Source organism: Actinoplanes xinjiangensis (assembly GCF_003148685.1).
In the GTDB taxonomy this organism is placed as follows: Bacteria; Actinomycetota; Actinomycetes; order Mycobacteriales; family Micromonosporaceae; genus Actinoplanes; species Actinoplanes xinjiangensis.
Map to the genome: position 1 here is coordinate 36927 of NZ_QGGR01000034.1, position 17608 is coordinate 54534.

Genomic DNA, 17608 nt, shown 5'->3' on the forward strand with positions numbered 1-17608 from the left:
TTACGTGCGTCAACACTTCGAAACAATCCCCCGTGCGTTAGCGCTAACAATCGGAGTTTCGATGCCCCGAGTCCTCAGTCGCACCAGCGCGTTCCTCGCCACCTTCGTCCTGTTCCTTACAGGCCTGGCCGCCCCCGCCAGCGCCCTCGATCCGTTCACCGGCTACCTGATGGCCCACTTCATCGGGGAGTCCAGCCAGGGTGAGCAGATCTACCTCGCCCACAGCAAGGACGGTCGCAACTGGACCGACCTGAACGCCGGCGGCCCGGTGCTGCTGTCCACGGTCGGCACCAAGGGCGTCCGCGACCCCGCCATCGTCCGCTCCCCCAACGGCGACAGGTACTGGATCATCGCGACCGACCTGCGGATCGCCGCCGGCACCTCGTGGAGCGACGCCTCCACCAGGGGCAGCAAGAGCCTGGTCGTCTGGGAGTCCACCGACCTGGTCAACTGGTCGGCACCCCGGCTGATCAACGTGGCCGGCGGCATCTCCGGCGCCGGTGACGCGTGGGCGCCGGAGGCCATCTGGAACCCGGCCACCAACGACTACGTCATCTACTGGGCCACCAACTCCGCGCTCAACGGCGTCACCAAGCACCGCATCTGGTACGTCCGGACCAGCGACTTCCGTACCGTGACCGCCCCGCAGCTCTACATCGACCGGGGATCCGGCCAGGGCATCATCGACACCCAGATCGTCGAGGTGGCCAACAGCCTGGGCGGCTACCGCTACTACCGGGCGTCCGCCGACGGGCAGATCACGATCGAGGGCGGCAACTCGATCCTCGGCGCGTGGACCAGGATCGGCGACCTCCAGCGCCTCGGCATCTCCAACGGCGCGACCGGCGGGAACGTCGTGGAGGGTCCGATGTGGGCGCAGACCAACGGCGCCAACGAGTGGCACCTCTGGGTCGACCAGTACGCCACCGGCCGCGGATACATGCCGGTGCGGTCCACCAACCTGGGCAGCACCGCCAACTTCGCGACCCGTAGCGACTACAACCTCGGCACCACCAAGAAGCGGCACGGCTCGATCCTGAACCTGACCGCGGCCGAGGAGAACCGGGTGCTGGCCAAGTGGGGCGCGGGCACCACGACGCTCAAGCGGGTCCAGTCGTACAACAACCAGACCCGGTACATGCGGCACTCGAACTTCGACGTGCGGATCGACGCGAACGTCAGCCCGCTGCGCGACTCCCAGTTCCGCATCGTCCCCGGCCTGGCGAACAGCTCGGGTCATGTGTCGTTCGAGTCGGTCAACTACCCCGGCCACTACCTGCGGCACTACGGCTACGACGGGCAGCTCGCCGCGAACGACGGCACCGCCACGTTCGCCGCGGACGCCACGTTCAAGCAGGTGGCCGGGCTGGCCGACGGTTCCTGGTCGTCGTTCCAGTCGTACAACTACCCGACCCGCTACCTGCGGCACTACGACTACCTGCTGCGCGTCGACCCGATCAGCACCGCCACCGAGAGGGCCGACGCCACGTTCCGTATCACCAGCTGACGATCCGGCTGGTTCCCACCGCTATCTCAGCGGCGCTGAGACAGCGGTGGGAACCAGCCCCTTTTTCGTTGCCGTACCTTGCGGCGCAAGGTACCTTGTGGGCGTGACAGACGAAGCGGCACTGACCACGGCCCTGCGCCGGGGCACCATCGAGTACTGCGTGCTCGCGCTTCTCGACAAGCGCGAGCTCTACGGCGTGGAGCTGGTGCACCAGCTCAGCAACGGACTCGGCATGACCACCAGTGAGGGGACGATGTATCCGTTGTTGTCGCGCCTACGGCGCAACGGCCGGATCGCGACCACCTGGCGCGAGGCTCCGGCGGGCCCGCCACGGCGCTATTACACCCTCACGGCGGACGGCGAAGCGGCTCTCACCCACTTCCGCACCGAGTGGGTCACCTTCCGCAGCGGTGTGGACCGCATCCTGGGAACGGAGAGTTGAGATGACCCAGACCGACGAACTGGTCGCCGCCTACCTGGCACGGGTGGAGCGGGCCGCGAGCCGACTGCCCGCCGGGCGCCGCGAGGAGCTGATCGGCGATCTGCGCGAGCACATCGAGATCGCACGGGCCGAGTCCGGCGCGGAGTCGGAGGCCGACGTCCGCACGATCCTGGAGCGCCTCGGCGACCCGGAGAGCATCGTGGCCGCCGCCGACACCCAGACCGACCTGCCCCGGGTCACCGCCCCCGCGCTGTACCCGACGGCGCCGCCGATGCCCGCGGCGCCACCCCACCGGCCGGTCTCCCGGACCGCGTTGTGGGCGGGGATCGCCGTGGCGGCCGCCGCCGTCGTGATCTTCTTCTGCTTCGCCGCGTTCGCCGCGGTGCGCGACGACCAGGGACCGGCGGAGCGGCCGATCGCGCCGGTGGAGACAGCCGAGGCACCGCCGAGTGTAGGACCCTGATTCCACCCTGATGATCAATTAGTAGGGTCTCGTCCGGGTTACCACGGATATGCGGGCGCGGGTGAAGGTTGAAAGGATGAGGCGGATTCGTCGTCCGGCCCTGGGAGGCCCGCAGTGAGGTTCGCCCGCCCCGCCACCGCCGTCGCTCTCGCCGCCACGCTGTTCCTCGCCGCGTGCGGCACCAACGATCCGGAGCCGGCCGCGGTCGCGCCGCCGGCCAGCCCGCACACCGGTCACAGCAGCTCCGGCTCGGCGCCACCGGCCAGCCCGTTACGCCAGGGCGAGCGGTTCGTCGAGGTGGGGCTGAAGACGCCGTACACCCCGGCCGCACCGAACGGGGGCACCGACGAGTATCGGTGCTTCCTCGTCGACCCGGGGCTGACCGAGTCGGCCTACCTGACCGGCAGCCAGTTCCTGCCGCAGAACGCGGCGATCGTGCACCACGCGATCTTCTACCGGCTCAGCCCCGAGCAGGCGAAATCCGCCGAGAAGGTGGACGCCGGGACCGCCGGTGAGGGGTGGACCTGCTTCGGCGACAGCGGTGTCGACGGGCAGACCGCCTGGGTGGCGCACTGGGCGCCGGGCGCCGGCGAGACGCTGATGCCGTCCGGGTTCGGGTTCACCATGCCGCCCGGCAGCAAGCTCGTCATGCAGGTGCACTACAACCTGCTCGGGGCCCCCGACGGCAGCCCCGGGGCGGACGCGTCCGGCATGCAGATGCGGATCTCCTCGGCGGCCGGGCTCAAGCCGCTGGAGACCGGCCTGGTGATGGCCCCGATCGAGTTGCCCTGCGCCCCGGGCGAGACCGGCGCGCTCTGCGACCGGGACGCCGCGGTCGCCGATGTCGGCACCCGGTTCGGCGCCGAGTCCGCGGAAACGGTCAAACAGCTCAACCAGTGGTGCAACGGCGGGGCCGCCCCGAAATCCGGCAACACACAGAGCTGTGACCAGCCGATCGAGCAGGGTGGCACGGTCTACATGGCGGCCGGGCACATGCACCTGCTGGGCCGGGCGATCAAGGTCGAACTCAACCCGGGGACGGCCAAGGCGCAGACCCTGCTGGACGTCCCGGAGTACAACTTCGACAACCAGGCGCTCGTACCCCTGGCGAAGCCCATCAGGATCGCCAAGGGGGACACCGTCCGGGTGACCTGCACCCACGATGCGACGCTGCGCAAGCAGCTGCCGCAGCTGCAGAAACTGCCGGCACGGTATGTGGTGTGGGGTGAGGGCACCAGCGACGAGATGTGCCTGGGAATCCTGGTCATGGCACCGGAGTAATGGGTATGTAGAGGTCCATGACCCAGTACGGCATCCACGCCTCGCACGAGCAGATCCCACCCGGCGCGCTTCTGGACGCGATGATCGCGGCCGAGCGCGCCGGGTTCGACGCCGCCATGTGTTCCGATCACTTCTCGCCGTGGAGCGCCCGCCAGGGCCAGTCGGCTTTCGCCTGGTCCTGGCTGGGTGCCGCGCTCCAGGCCACGAACCTGTCGTTCGGGGTGGTCAACGCGCCCGGCCAGCGCTATCACCCGGCGATCATCGCGCAGGCGATCGGCACCCTCGCCAGCATGTACCCGGGCCGGTTCTGGGCCGCGCTGGGCTCCGGCGAGTTCAGCAACGAGCACATCACCGGGGCGAAGTGGCCGCGCAAGGAGGTCCGCAACGCCCGCCTGCGCGAGTCCGTCGACGTCATCCGCGACATGCTCGCCGGGCAGGAGGTGTCCCGCGACGGGCTGGTCACCGTCGACCGGGCGCGCCTCTGGACCCGGCCGGAGGTCACCCCACCGCTGATCGGCGCCGCGACCAGCACGACCACCGCCGCCTGGTGCGCGGAATGGGCCGACGGACTGGTCACGGTCAACGCCCCCGAGGAGCAGCTGCGCGCGATGATCGCCGCCTACCGGGATGCCGGCGGCCGCGGCCCGATCTGCCTCCAGGTGCACCTGAGCTGGGCCGGCTCGCAGCAGGAGGCCGAGACGATCGCGCACGACCAGTGGCGCAGCAACACCTTCCCACCGCCGGTCTGCTGGGATCTGGCGACCGCCGAGGAATTCGACGTGGTGTCCGAGAACGTCACCGTCGAGCAGGTGGCGGAGGTCGTCAACATCTCCGCCGACCTGGAACGGCACGTCGAGTGGCTACGAGGCTATGCGGCTCTCGGCTTCGACCGGATCTACCTGCACCACGTGGGGCAGGACCTGATGCCGTTCATCGAGGCGTTCGGGGCGAAGGTTCTGCCGGCCCTGCGCTGAGGCACGCTTGTCGGCGTACATCCGCTCGTCCGCGGCGGCGAGCAGTTCGTCCGGCGCGACGATGCGGCGTTCGGTCCGGGTGACGGCGCCGACGGCGGCGGTGACGACCAGTTCGCTGCCGCCCCACGGCACCGGCATCGCGATCGACCGGGCGATCCGGTCACCGAGCGCCCGCGCCGTCGCGTCGTCCGCGTCGACACAGAAGATCAGGAACTCGTCGCCGCCGATCCGGGCCACCACGTCCCCGGTCCGGACCGCTTCGGTGATCCGCCGGGCGGTGGCGCGCAGGACCGCGTCACCGGCCTCGTGGCCGTACTCGTCGTTGACCGGCTTGAACCCGTTCAGGTCGCAGTAGATCAACGCCAGGTCACCGGGTGCGCCGCCGGCGTGCGCGGCGATCGCCTTCTGCATCTCGGTGAACAGCTGCCGCCGGTTCACCAGGCCGGTCAGCTCGTCGTGGGTCGCCTGGTAGATCAGGGCGTGCTTGAGCCGGCTGATCCGCACCAGGACGAGCGGGATGCTGAGCAGCGGCGCGATCGTCAGCAGCAGTCCGTCGGCGGGCTGCCCGAGCAACTGGCCGAGAGCGCCGCACAGCGGGATCAGCAGCAGCGCCGTACCGAGCACGCCGAGTTGCAGTTTCGGGGTGGGCGGGGCCAGGTTCGCGGCCGGCTCGCTGAGCTGCTTCACGCTCGGGTGCAGGCCGGCCGCACCGAGGGCGAGATAGCCGATGGCGAAGGACAGGGCTGGCAGCGACGCGTTGTCGCCGGTGACCGGCCCCATGTTGATCAGCCCGATGCCGAGGATGGTGCAGCCCAGCGACGCGAACAGGTAGTTCAGGCAGGCCCGCCCGGCCTCGCTGGTCCGGGCCACCCGCAGCAGGGCGCCGCAGATACCGAGCAGCACCAGCAGTTGGGTGAGCACCAGGAACAGCCCGGCCGTGCCCATCCCGGCGCGCAGCATGTGCGGCCGGAAGGCGAACTCCCACACCGGCGCGGCCAGGGCGATGCCCCATACGGCGGCGTCGATCGTGCCGCTCGCGTCGCGGGGTGCGTGCCGGAGCACGATCAGCAGGCTGGCCGCCAGCATGAACACGTAGCCGCCCAGCTGCGGCGGGACGACCAGCAGGTCCGGCGGCCTCACCAGACCCGCCAGCGCGGCGTACAACCATGCCGCGTTGGACACCGTGAGCAGCAGCAGGGCGAGGATCACCAGAACCCACGGACGCTGGTCGGTCACCCGGTGCCGGCGCAGGCCGGCCGCGATCGACACGGCGGCGATCATGCCGGAAAGCAGCATCAGACTGGTGCGCACCGACACCCCGCCAGTCACGTAACCGAGCGCGAAACCCACGGCCAGGACAGCGAAGCCCACCGATACGGTACGGCCGGCACGTGTCTCAGCCGGCCGGTACGACGTCGCGTCCCGGCCGATCAGGAGGTTCCCCAGCCGCCGCATACCGGTGCTCTTCGACGCCCCCGGTGCCGTCTTGAGGTTTAGTGAGCGGAACCGCCGGCCGTGCGCGGGCTCCCCGCGTGCTTGCGCGCGATGGGTTCAGCCGAAGGCCCGGAGGTGGCGGTCCCGGGCGGCCGTCAGGTGGGCCAGCATCGCCGTCTCGGCGGCGGCGGGGTCCCCGGTGGCGATGGCGGCGGCCACGCGGCGGTGCTCGCCGAGGGTGGTCCGGGTCTCGGTGTAGGGGAAGTACAGCCGATGGAGGTGCAGGTGCGCGTGGAGCCGGGTGATCGCGTCACGCAACAGCGGGTTGTCCGCGCCGGCCGCGACGACGTCGTGGAAGTGGGCGTCCAGAGCGGTGAAGCGGGCGTGGGAGCGCCGGCCGTCGGCGTCGATCTGCTCCTCGGGGGCCGGGCGGGCGGCCTCGGCGGTGATCGCGGCCCGGTCCTCGGCGCCGGCACGCTCGGCGGCCCAGCGGGCGGCGGAGCCCTCGAGGATCAGGCGCATGTCGAACATCTGATGGAACTCGTCGCGGGTGAGCAGCGGACTGACCGTGTAACCGGCCAGCGGGCGCTTGCGGACCAGGCCTTCGGATTCGAGTCTGGCCAGGGCCTCGCGGACCGGCGTGGGCGAGACGTCGAACTGGCGGGCGAGGGCATCGATGTTGAGCCGGTCCTCCGGGGCGAGCCGGTGTTCCAGGATGAGCGACTTCAGCGACTCGTGGACGTCGTCGCTGAGGACTGAGCGGCGGATCATCTTCTCTTCCCGTGTCGGCTTGACTACTGCATCGACAACCATTAAACAGTTTCGTAGATCCTATAGGATCTACGAAAGGACCCTTCTGTGGATCCGTTCGCAAGGGTGCCGCTGGGTGGCACCGAGGTCACCGTGACCCGGCTCGGCATGGGGCTGGCGCCGATCGGTGGACTCTATTCAGCCGTCGGCGACCGCACGGCAGCGGCCGCCGTCGACGAGGCGTGGCGACGTGGAGTGCGGTTCTTCGACACCGCCCCCCTCTACGGCGCCGGGCTGTCCGAGCGGCGCGCGGGTTCCGCGCTCCGGGGAAGGGACTGTTTCACACTGGCCACCAAGGTCGGCCGCCGCATCTTCCCCGGCGATCCGGAGACGCCGGGGATATGGGCCGAGGGCGGCGGCGACATCTCGTGGGACTTCTCGTTCGAGGGCGTGCGCGCCTCGCACCGGGAGAGTCTCGAACGGCTCGGCCTGGACCGTGTCGACCTCCTGCACCTGCATGATCCCGACGATCATTTCGATCAGGCGATGACCGAGGCGCTGCCGGCCCTGCGGTCCCTGAAGCGGGAGAAGACGATCGGTGCGATCTCCGCGGGCATGAATCAGTCCGCGATGCTGACCGCCTTCGCCGGGACCGGTCATTTCGACTGCTTCCTGCTCGCCGGCCGCTACTCCCTGCTCGACCAGTCCGGCCTGGCCGACCTGCTGCCGGAATGCCACCGCCGCGGGATCTCGGTGATCGTCGGTGGCGTCTACAACTCCGGCGTCCTGGCCGCCCCGGTGCCCGGCGCGACCTACGACTACCAGCCGGCGCCCCCGAAGATCCTGGCCCGCGCGCAGGCCATGGAGCAGATCTGCGACCGCTACGACGTCCCGCTGCGCGCCGCCGCCCTCCAGTTTCCGCTCGGCCATCCGGCGGTCGCGTCGGTGCTGGTGGGGATGCGCTCCCCGGAGGAGGCGGCGGACGCGGCCGCGATGGCGTCGGTGAAGATCCCGGGCGGCCTGTGGCGTGATCTGGCCGCGGCCTGGCTGCTGGATCCGGAGGTGCCGGTGCCGTGATCGTCGTCGACGCGCACCAGCATTTCTGGACGGCCGACCACCCGTGGCCGGCCGCCGACGGCCTGGACCGGCTGCCCAGCCTTCGGTACGCGCGGGGCTGTCCACGGTCGCGGCCGCCGGCCTGGTCAACGAGCTGGTGGTCCGGACGCCCCAGCTGCGTGCGTGCAGACCGCGCGGGAGCTGTTCGGACCGGACCGGCTGATGTTCGGGTCGGACTGGCCGGTCTGCGAGCTGGTCGCCACGTACGAGCAGGTGGTGGACCTGATGACGGCGGTCCTGGGCGGCCGGCCCGCCGGGATCTTCGGGCGCAACGCCGCCCGTGTCTATCGATGGGAGCTGTAGTTGAGATACCTGCGGGTAGGCCCACCCGGCGCCGAGCGGCCGGTCCTCTACTCCGAAGGCTCGCTCTACGACCTGACGCCGGTGACCGCCGACATCGACGCGGCGTTCCTGGCCGCCGGCGGCTACCGGGGCGATCCACGGGCGCTGCCGCCCGCGGACGTGGACGGCGGCCGCATCGGGCCGCCGATCGCCCGGCCGGGCGTGATCCTCTGCATCGGCCAGAACTACGCGGCGCACGCGGCCGAGTCGGGCGCCGCCCCACCGGCCGAGCCGATCGTCTTCTACAAGGCCCCGAACACGGTCGTCGGCCCGGAGGACGACATCCTCCTACCGCCGGGATCCGGGCGCACCGACTGGGAGGTGGAGCTGGGCGTGGTGATCGGCCGGACCGCCCGCTACCTGTCGTCGCCCGCCGAGGCGCTGGCCTGCGTCGCCGGATACGTGCTGGTCAACGACGTGTCGGAGCGCGAGTTCCAGCTGGACCGCTCGGGCGGCCAGTGGTCCAAGGGCAAGTCGTGCGAGACGTTCAACCCCCTCGGGCCGTGGCTGGTCACCCCGGACGAGGTGAGCTTCCCGCTGCGGCTGCGGTCGTGGGTCAACGGCGAGGCCCGGCAGGACTCCAGCACCACCGACATGATCTTCGACGTGGGGTTTCTGATCTGGCACCTGTCGCAGTTCACCGTGCTCGAACCGGGCGACCTGATCAACACCGGTACGCCGGAGGGGGTGGCGCTGTCCGGCCGCTTCCCCTATCTCAAGCCGGGCGACGTGGTGGAGATCGAGATCGACGGGCTGGGGCGACAGCGCACCGGGGTGAAGGGATGAGGATCACCGCGGTCGAGACCTTCGACATCCGGTTCCCCACGTCCCGGGAGCTGGACGGCTCGGACGCGATGAATCCGGATCCGGACTACTCGGCGGCGTATGTGATCCTGCGGACCGAGGACGGGTGGGCGGGACACGGTTTCACGTTCACCATCGGCCGGGGCAACGAGGTCTGCCGGGCGGCTCTCGACGCCCTGGCGCCCCTGATCACCGGCATCGACATCGGCGACCTGGGGGAATTCTCCCGCCGGCTGACTCATGACTCCCAGATCCGCTGGCTCGGGCCGGAGAAGGGGGTCATGCAACTCGCGGTGGCAGCCTTGATCAACGCCGCCTGGGATCTCACCGCCCGTATCGCGAACAGGCCCCTCTGGTCCCTGCTGTCCGAGATGTCGCCCGAGGCACTTGTCGACCTGGTCGACTGGCGGTACCTCACCGACGCACTCACCCCGGAGGCCGCCCGTGACCTGCTGAGCGACGCGGTTCCGGGGCGCACGGCCCGCTCGCGCCACATCCGAGAGGTCGGGTATCCCGCCTACACGACGTCGGCGGGCTGGCTCGGCTATCCCGACGAGAAGGTCGACCGGCTGGCGCGACAAGCCGTCTCCGACGGCTTCCGGCAGATCAAACTCAAGGTCGGGGCAGACCAGACCGATGACGTACGCCGATTCGCGCTCGCCCGCAACGCCGTGGGCCCCGACATCCGGATCGCCGTGGACGCGAATCAGCGCTGGGGCGTGACCGAGGCGATCGACTGGATGACCGCCCTGGCCCCCTGGGACCCGTGGTGGATCGAGGAGCCGACCAGCCCCGACGACGTCCTCGGCCACGCCGCGATCCGCCGTGCCCTGACGAAGGCCGGCCCCGGCGGCGGCCCGATCCGGGTGGCCACCGGCGAGCACGTCGCCAACCGGATCATGTTCAAGCAGCTGCTCCAGGCCGACGCGATCGACTTCGTGCAACTCGACGCCTGCCGGGTGGCCGGTGTCAACGAGAACATCGCGATCCTGCTGCTGGCCGCCGCCTTCGGCCGGCCGGTCTGCCCGCACGCCGGCGGGGTCGGCCTGTGCGAGGCGGTACAGCACCTGTCGTTCTTCGACTACGTGGCAGTCTCCGGCAGTCTCGACGACCGGGTCATCGAGTACGTCGACCACCTGCACGAACACTTCACCGACCCGGTCGTCGTCGAGCGGGGCGCCTACCGGGCTCCGACCGCGCCCGGTTTCTCCACCCGGATGCGACCCGAGTCGCTGGTCCGGTACGCGTACCCGGAGGGGGCGGCATGGAGCTGAACGGTTTCGTCGCGGCGATCACCGGCGGTGGTTCGGGGATCGGGGCGGCCTGCGCACGACGGCTGTCCCTGGCCGGGGCCAAGGTCGGCGTCCTGGACCTGAATGCCGGGCAGGGCCACTCGATCAAATGCGACGTGGCGGACGGGGAGTCCCTCGACGCGGCGATGGCCGAGCTCGCGCAGACGTACGGCGGCGTCGATTTTCTGATCAACAGCGCCGGGGTCAGCGCGGTCGGCACGGTCGAGGACAACGACGACACCGAATGGGCACGGGTGCTCGACGTGAACGTCACCGGGATCGCGCGGGCCAGCCGGGCCGCGCTGCCGTATCTGCGCCGCAGCCGGAACCCGGTGATCGTGAACCTGTCGTCGATCGCGGCGACCGCGGGGCTGGCGCAGCGGGCGCTCTACTCGGCGTCCAAGGGCGCGGTGCACGCGCTCACCCTCGCGATGGCGGCGGACCTGGTCGGCGACGGGATCCGGGTGTGCTGTGTGGCGCCGGGAACCGTGGACACCCCGTGGGTGGGGCGGCTGCTGGCCCGTACCGAGGATCCCGACGGCGAGAAGGCGCGGCTGGCCGCGCGCCAGCCGACCGGGCGGCTGGTCAGCGCGGACGAGGTGGCCGCGGCCATCCAGTACCTGGTGAGCCCGGCCGCGGGCGCGACCACCGGGATGTCCCTCGCGGTCGACGGCGGCATGTCCGGCCTGCGGTTACCCCGCTGAGCCCCGGATTCAGCCCGCCGACGTCAGTTCGTCCGCCGCGTCGGAGAGGAGCGCGGCGACGCGGGTCATCGCGTCGATCCGCTGCTCGATCTCCCGCGGTCGCGGGCTGAGCAGGGCGGTGACCGGCGTGTTCACCCACTCGCCGGTCACCACGTAACCGCAGCCCGGCAGGGCCTGCTCGATGCGCTGCAACAGGTCCCTGGTGAACAGCGCCGCCACCTCGGGCGTGCCGATGTCACCACCGATCAGCCGGCCGTCCGCGATCGACACCCGGCCCACCGGCAGCGGCCGGGGCAGCCGGGCCAGGTAGAACGTGTCATGGCCGCCGATGTCCCGGGTCTGGTCGAAGACGACGAACTCCACCCCGTTCGCGGTGCCGGCGACCACCGCGAAGGCGGGCGGCGCGGCGCGCAGGAACTGCTCCAGCCGGGTCGACGCGGGCAACGCGGCATCCTCCGCGCGATACGTCCAGCCGCGACGGGCCGCCAGGCGCGGCCGTCCGCGCAGCGTCCGCGTACGGGAGATCAGCTTGCCGGTCTGGACCAGGATCGTCACCCCACCGGCGAACCCGAGGACACCGGCGGCCCCGGGCTTGTGTTCCCCGATCAGCCGGATCGCGCCGACCACCAGCAGCACGCCGATGAACAGCCAGATCACCGGCCGCCGACGGCTGCGCAACCGGGCTGGGATCGGGCTGTTCGCACCATATCTGGTCCATTCGTTCACTGGTTCCTCCGCGAGCCGGGTGCCCCTCCATACCCGTCGACGGCACTGTCCGACCCTCCACACGGTACGGTGCGCATCCGGCTCGCGACACGCCGTTCGACCGCCACGAAGGTAACGGTCCGGCGTGTGGAATCAGCCCAGTACCGCCTCCACCCGGACCACCGCGCCCGGTTCAGCCGGCGGGACCAGGGTGCCCTCCACACGCTCACCGTCGACCAGCAGATGCGTGACCCGGCCACTGCCGGTCACGCTGATCTCGTAGGTGGCGCCACGGAACCCGCGGGTCGCGGTGAACCCCGGCCAGCCGGCCGGCAGCACCGGGTCGACCCGCAGACCGCCGAAGTCCGGGCGGACACCCAGGATCCACTGGCTGATGGCCACGTAGTTCCAGGCGGCGGTGCCGGTCAGCCACGAGTTCTTGGCCTCGCCGTGGGTAGGCGCGTCCCGGCCGGCGATCATCTGGGCGTAGACGTACGGCTCGCAGCGGTGCGTCTCGCTGATGTCCTCGCGGGCCGACGGGTTGAGCCGCTGGTAGTAGTCGAAAGCCCGGTCCCCGTTGCCCACCATCGCCTCGGCGATCATGATCCACGGGTTGGTGTGGCAGAAGATGCCGGCGTTCTCCTTGTATCCCGGCGGGTACGACGAGATCTCGCCCAGCTCGATGCGGTAGCTGGAGTAGGCCGGCTGCTGGAGCACGATCCCGTGCGGTGTGGCCAGCCGCTCGGCCACGCTGTCCAGCGCCTTCACGGCCAGCCCGTCCTCCAGGCCCACCCCGCCGAGCACGCACATGCCCTGCGGCTCGATGAAGATCTGGCCCTCGTCGTTCTCGCCCGAGCCGATCACGGTGCCGTGGAAGTCGTACGCCCGGCGGAACCAGGCCCCGTCCCACCCGTGCTCGGTGATCGTGCCGGCCATCTTCTCGGCCGCCGCCCGGTAGACGACCTCTTCGCCGTCCTGGCCGCGCAGTCCGGCGATCACCGCCAGTTCCTTGGCCGCCAGCACGAACAGACCGGCGATGAACACCGACTCGGCGACCCCGCCGGACGCGTTCTCGGTGGTCTGGAACGGCTCGCCCGGAGTGTCGGAGAAACAGTTCAGGTTCAGGCAGTCGTTCCAGTCGGCGCGGCCGATCAGCGGCAGACCGTGCGGGCCCAGCCGGTCCAGTGTGTACCGCAGCGAGCGGCGCAGGTGCTCGTAGAGCGGAACCTCGCTGCCCGGCACGTTGTCGAACGGCACCGGCTCGTCCAGGAACGTGTGGTCGCCGGTCTCCTTCACGTAGGCCGCCACGCCCAGGATCAGCCACAGCGGGTCGTCGTTGAAGCCGTCGCCGATGTCGTTGTTACCGCGTTTCGTCAGCGGCTGGTACTGGTGGTAGGCGCCGCCGTCCTCCTTCTGCGTGGCGGCGATGTCCAGGATCCGCTCGCGGGCCCGTTCCGGGATCATGTGCACGAACCCGAGCAGATCCTGGTTCGAGTCACGGAAGCCCATGCCACGGCCGATGCCGGACTCGTAGAACGACGTCGACCGGCTCATGTTGAACGTCACCACGCACTGGTAGGCGTTCCACACGTTCACCATGCGGTTCGTGTCACCGTCCGGCGTGGTCACCTGGAGACCGTTCAGCAGTCCGTCCCAGTAGGCGCGCAGGTCGGCGTACCCCTGATCGACGACCTCGGGCCGCAGCCACCGGGAGATGACCGGCTTCACCCGGGTCTTGTTGATCGTCTGCGAGCCCGGCGGGTCGAACTTGTCGTCCTTCGGATTCTCGGCGTAGCCGAGGACGAAGACGACCTCACGGGTCTCCCCCGGCGCGAGCCGGAGTCGCACGTGGTGGCTGCCGATCGGCTGCCAGCCGTGCGCGACCGAGTTCTTCGACAGACCGGTCTCCACCGCGACCGGCCGATCCCAGCCCCGGTAGGCACCCAGAAACGCCTCACGCTGCGTGTCGAACCCGGCGAGCGGCTCGGAGCAGGCGAAGTAGGCGAAGTGGTCGCGGCGCTCCCGGTACTCCGTCTTGTGGTAGATCACCCCGTCGACGACCTCGACCTGGCCGGTGCTGAAATTACGCTGATAGTTCGTGGCGTCGTCCTGCGCGTCCCACAGGCAGAACTCGACCGACGAGAACAGCGACAACTCGGCATGATCGGTCCGGTCGTTGGTGACCCGGACCCGCCAGACCTCCAGCGTCTCGCCCAGCGGCGCGAAATACAGCGTCTCCGCCCGGATGCCCCGGCGGGACGAGCCGATCTTCGTGTACGACAGCCCGTGCCGGCACTCGTAGTCGTCCACTTCCCGTTCCGGGGTCGGCTGCCAGGACGGCGACCAGTAGTCGCCGCTGACGTCGTCGCGCACGTAGACGTAACGGCCGCCCACATCGAGCGGCGCGTTGTTGTAGCGGTAACGGGTCAGCCGCCGCAGACGGGCGTCACGGTAGAACGAGTAGCCACCCGCGGTGTTGGACACGATCCCGAAGTAGGCGTCCGTGCCGAGGTAATTGATCCACGGCAGTGGCGTGTCCGGCCGTTCGATGACGTACTCGCGCTGCTCATCGTCGAAATGCCCGTAGCGCAACAGGTCCTCCCCCATTGCCGTCGGAGCCACCCCACGGACTCGCCGGGTGACAGAGAGCAGCGTTGGGAGCGCTCCCATGGTCGCTCATTTTACCGCTTCGATACCTCCATGGGACCAGTCCGAAAAGATCCTTCCCTTCTTATTCGGTACGGGCCGGACTTCCCGCCCACCGCAGCCGCCCTCCCCTGCCGTTTCGCCCCATCCGCTGCCGGGCGGAAGCCGGAACGGCCGCCCGAGCAAGTCTCGGACGGCCGTTCCGGGAACGGGTGCGGCTACGCGCTCCAGGGGCTGGCGACGGTCCAACTGCTGTCGGCGCTCAGCGTCAGCGGACGTTCGAATCCGGATCCGGTGCCGGAGGCGATCCAGGCCTGGGAGTCGTAGTGCCTGAGGAACCGGCCCGGGAAGTTGATCGACTCGAAGGTCACACCGGCCCCGCCCAGCCCCGGCCGGGCGCAGAACGTGGCGTCGGCCGCGAACAGCGCCGACCCGTCGTTGGCTGCCAACCGGATGCGGCTGGCGGCGTGCCGCAGATACTGCCCCGGAACGTTCACCGACTCGAACGTGTAGCACGACGCATCGGCCAGCCCACGGCGCAGCGTGAAGGTGGCGTCGCCCTTGAGCAGGGCGCTGCTGCCGGAATTCACCACCTCGGTCCCGCCGAGGCTGTCCGCGTGCCGCAGGTACCGGTCGGTGTATCCCCAGGTGGTGACCTGAAGCGACCGGCGCACGTCGAATGGGAGCAGCACCGCACTGCGCCACAGCGCCGGGTTAGCCACGTTCCAGGTCGCGTCCGCCGCGAACGTGCCACCGGTGTCGGCGTCGATGCGGACCAGGCCACCGGCGTGCCGCAGGTAGCGCCCGGGCAGGTTGGCCGACTCGAACGAGATCCCACCGGCCGCCAGTCCCGGCCGGCCGCACCAGGTGGCGTCCGCGGCGAACGACCCACCGGTGTCCGCGTCGACGCGCACCAGGCTGTCGGCGTGCCGCAGGTACCGGCCGGGGACGTTGACCGACTCGAACGAGTAGCACCGAGGGTCCGACAGCCCGGCGACGGTACGGAACGACGCGTCCTGCCGAGCCCCGTCACCACTGATCACATCGGTCCGGGCCACCGAGTTCGCATGCCGCAGATGCCGATCGGTGTAGCCGGCCGTGGTGACCTGGAAGGACCGTACGTGCCCGAGGGTCAGCGGCGTCGCCGAGTTCTGGTTCTTCGAGGCCCGGATCAGGCTCGTCAGGGCGGCCCGGACCTGGTTGGTGTCCACCTTCTGCACCTGACGGTCGTAGGTGAACAGCCCGTTGTACTCACCTTCGACGTCGGTGATCTCGGTGTAGACGAAGCCGGAGAGACCCTTGCCGGTCATCAGCCGCTCCGAATCTCGGATCATGCCGGTGAACCGGTCGTTGAGCTGAGCGTTGCTCGACATCTGCTCGTAGGCGAAGAACTGTCCGTTGGGGCTGTACTCGTGCCCCGGCGTCCGCAGGCCGAGCCCACCGAACTCGCCGAGGATGGACACCCGCGTGGACGACGGCGACGGTGCGTCCGGTCCGGTGTAGACGTGCCAGTCGATCATGTCCCCGGTGCCCGGGTCGCCCTTGGAGGCACAGCAGTTGAAGCCGGAATGCGCGTTCATCAGCCGGGTCGGGTCGTAGTTCTCCAGATTTCGGGTGACCCGCTGGGTCTCGGCGAGGTTCCACTCGCCCCACCCCTCGTTGAACGGCACATAGGTGATGACCGCGGGCGAGAAGCGGTGCTCGTCGACGATCTCCCGGGCCTCGGTCTCGAACTGCGCGATCTGTGCGGCGGATTTGGTGTCGTCTCCGCCGGACGGGATGTCCTGCCAGACCAGCAGGCCGAGCCGGTCGGCGTGGTAATACCACCGGGCGGGCTCCACCTTGATGTGCTTGCGCACCATGTTGAAGCCCAGGTCCTTGTGTTTCTGCAGGTCGAAGGCGAGTGCCGCGTCGGTCGGAGCCGTGTACAACCCGTCCGGCCAGAAGCCCTGATCGAGGGTGCCGGCCTGGAAGACGAACTCACCGTTCACCGTGGGCCGGAGCACCCCGTTGACCAGCCTGGTGCCGACCTCGCGCATACCGAAGTAGCTGGTCACCTGGTCGACGGTCGCCCCGCTCGCGTTCCGCAGGCTGACCCGCAGGTGGTAGAGATACGGATCGTCGGGCGACCACCGCCGGGCGTTCGGCACCGGCACGGTGAAGTCGGTGAATCCACCGGTGGCGCTGCCCACGACCGTGGTTCCGGCGAGGGACTCGGCGAAGACGCTGTGCCCGGTGACGTTCCCCCGGGTGAAGACGCGCACCCGTACGGTGTTGGCCGTGATGTTCGGATAGATGTCGACCGAGTAGACCGACGAGACCGGGGTCGGCTCCAGCCAGACGGTCTGCCAGATCCCCGACGTCGGCGTGTAGAAGATCCCGCTCGGGTTGTCGACCTGCTTACCGGACGGCTGCTCCTCGCCACGCCCGTTCGTGGGGTCGTAGACCCGGACCACGATCTCATTGGTACCGCCGTTGAGCTGCGGCGTGACGTCCACCTCGAACCGGTCGTAGCCGCCCTTGTGCGTGGTCACCTGCACACCGTTGACCCACACGGTGGCCTCGTAGTCGACCGCGCCGAAGTGCAGTTGCACCCGACGGCCCGCCCAGCCCGCCGGCACAGTGAAGGTCCGCCGGTAGAACATCAGGTCACGGTTGTCGTTGCGCATGATCCCGGACAGCGCCGACTCGACCGGATACGGCACGAGAATCCGTTCCGGCAGCGTCTGCCCGATCGGCGGGGCCGCGTTGCGGTTGACGTTGCCGGCCGGGTCGGTCGCGGGGTTGAGGAACTGCCACTCGCCGTTCAGTGACTGCCAGTCCGGCCGGGTCATCTGCGGCCGCGGATACTCCGGCAGCGGGTTGGTGGTGGAGACCTGGCTGGTCCAGGGCGTGGTGAGCGGCGGTGTCTTCGGAACGACGGCCGCCGCGGGCGCGGCGGCACCGACCAGGCCGGTGGCGGCCATGGCGAGCACCACGGAGGTACGGGCGACGAATCGGCGCATCGGACTCCTCAGGGGAACGGGCACACCGAGTTCCGCGAACATGAACCGCCTGGTCACGGCGGACATGCCGGACAACGGAGGCTGAGAGCGGACGAACAGAACCGGGAGGACAACCGGAACCCCGCAAGACCGAACGGGCTCAC

The 17608-nt window shown here is 69.9% G+C and carries 15 protein-coding genes; 10 read left to right on the top strand and 5 right to left on the bottom strand.

Annotated features, from left to right (window positions below):
* Window positions 1–61 precede the first annotated feature (61 nt).
* The 5 genes from BC793_RS42180 to BC793_RS42200 all read left to right on the top strand — a co-directional run bounded on the left by BC793_RS42180 (window position 62) and on the right by BC793_RS42200 (window position 4667).
* The gene (locus tag BC793_RS42180) at window positions 62–1507 is read left to right on the top strand and encodes a glycoside hydrolase family 43 protein (protein WP_109602247.1); all 1446 of its coding nucleotides are present in this window, start codon (window positions 62–64) and stop codon (window positions 1505–1507) included.
* A gap of 103 nt (window positions 1508–1610) precedes the next feature.
* Window positions 1611–1949, top strand: coding sequence for a PadR family transcriptional regulator (locus tag BC793_RS42185; RefSeq protein WP_239170625.1), 339 nt, complete (start codon window positions 1611–1613; stop codon window positions 1947–1949).
* A gap of 1 nt (window position 1950) precedes the next feature.
* On the top strand, window positions 1951–2412 hold the full coding sequence (locus BC793_RS42190; RefSeq protein ID WP_109602249.1) for an HAAS signaling domain-containing protein: 462 nt from the start codon (window positions 1951–1953) through the stop codon (window positions 2410–2412).
* 114 nt (window positions 2413–2526) lie between these two features.
* The gene (locus BC793_RS42195; RefSeq protein ID WP_109602250.1) at window positions 2527–3693 is read left to right on the top strand and encodes a monooxygenase; all 1167 of its coding nucleotides are present in this window, start codon (window positions 2527–2529) and stop codon (window positions 3691–3693) included.
* A gap of 17 nt (window positions 3694–3710) precedes the next feature.
* On the top strand, window positions 3711–4667 hold the full coding sequence (locus BC793_RS42200; RefSeq protein WP_109602251.1) for a TIGR03885 family FMN-dependent LLM class oxidoreductase: 957 nt from the start codon (window positions 3711–3713) through the stop codon (window positions 4665–4667).
* On the opposite strand, the gene BC793_RS42205 is transcribed toward BC793_RS42200, so the two are convergent.
* A complete protein-coding gene (locus BC793_RS42205) occupies window positions 4554–6122 on the bottom strand; it encodes a GGDEF domain-containing protein (protein WP_109602252.1) in 1569 nt (522 codons plus the stop codon). The two genes, BC793_RS42200 and BC793_RS42205, sit on opposite strands and share 114 nt — an antisense overlap.
* Before the next feature lie 96 nt (window positions 6123–6218).
* Window positions 6219–6872, bottom strand: coding sequence for a GntR family transcriptional regulator (locus BC793_RS42210; RefSeq protein WP_239170624.1), 654 nt, complete (start codon window positions 6870–6872; stop codon window positions 6219–6221).
* A gap of 87 nt (window positions 6873–6959) precedes the next feature.
* Here BC793_RS42210 and BC793_RS42215 point away from each other — a divergent pair, with 87 nt between their 5' ends.
* From BC793_RS42215 to BC793_RS42235, 5 genes are read left to right on the top strand one after another with little or no spacing between them, the layout of a single operon-like run.
* Window positions 6960–7928 carry an aldo/keto reductase gene (locus BC793_RS42215; RefSeq protein WP_239170623.1) on the top strand — a complete coding sequence of 323 codons (969 nt, stop codon included), beginning with the start codon at window positions 6960–6962 and terminating at the stop codon, window positions 7926–7928.
* Window positions 7929–7949: 21 nt separating this feature from the next.
* On the top strand, window positions 7950–8270 hold the full coding sequence (locus BC793_RS52735) for an amidohydrolase family protein (RefSeq protein WP_346265302.1): 321 nt from the start codon (window positions 7950–7952) through the stop codon (window positions 8268–8270).
* Entirely contained in the window at window positions 8271–9095 is an 825-nt protein-coding gene (locus BC793_RS42225) for a fumarylacetoacetate hydrolase family protein (RefSeq protein WP_109602254.1), read from the top strand.
* On the top strand, window positions 9092–10387 hold the full coding sequence (locus BC793_RS42230; RefSeq protein ID WP_109602255.1) for an enolase C-terminal domain-like protein: 1296 nt from the start codon (window positions 9092–9094) through the stop codon (window positions 10385–10387). Before BC793_RS42225 ends, BC793_RS42230 begins: the two co-directional genes overlap by 4 nt.
* Window positions 10378–11109 (top strand): SDR family NAD(P)-dependent oxidoreductase, encoded by a 732-nt coding sequence (locus BC793_RS42235; RefSeq protein WP_109602256.1) that lies wholly within the window; start codon window positions 10378–10380, stop codon window positions 11107–11109. Before BC793_RS42230 ends, BC793_RS42235 begins: the two co-directional genes overlap by 10 nt.
* A 9-nt stretch (window positions 11110–11118) precedes the next feature.
* Here the strand turns inward: BC793_RS42235 and BC793_RS42240 are convergent, their stop codons facing one another.
* The 3 genes from BC793_RS42240 to BC793_RS42250 all read right to left on the bottom strand — a co-directional run bounded on the left by BC793_RS42240 (window position 11119) and on the right by BC793_RS42250 (window position 17465).
* Entirely contained in the window at window positions 11119–11787 is a 669-nt protein-coding gene (locus BC793_RS42240) for a hypothetical protein (protein ID WP_146246713.1), read from the bottom strand.
* Between the two features lie 180 nt (window positions 11788–11967).
* A complete protein-coding gene (locus BC793_RS42245) occupies window positions 11968–14436 on the bottom strand; it encodes a glycoside hydrolase family 94 protein (protein ID WP_239170622.1) in 2469 nt (822 codons plus the stop codon).
* Window positions 14437–14678: 242 nt separating this feature from the next.
* Window positions 14679–17465 carry an AbfB domain-containing protein gene (locus BC793_RS42250; protein WP_203896586.1) on the bottom strand — a complete coding sequence of 929 codons (2787 nt, stop codon included), beginning with the start codon at window positions 17463–17465 and terminating at the stop codon, window positions 14679–14681.
* Window positions 17466–17608 lie beyond the last annotated feature (143 nt).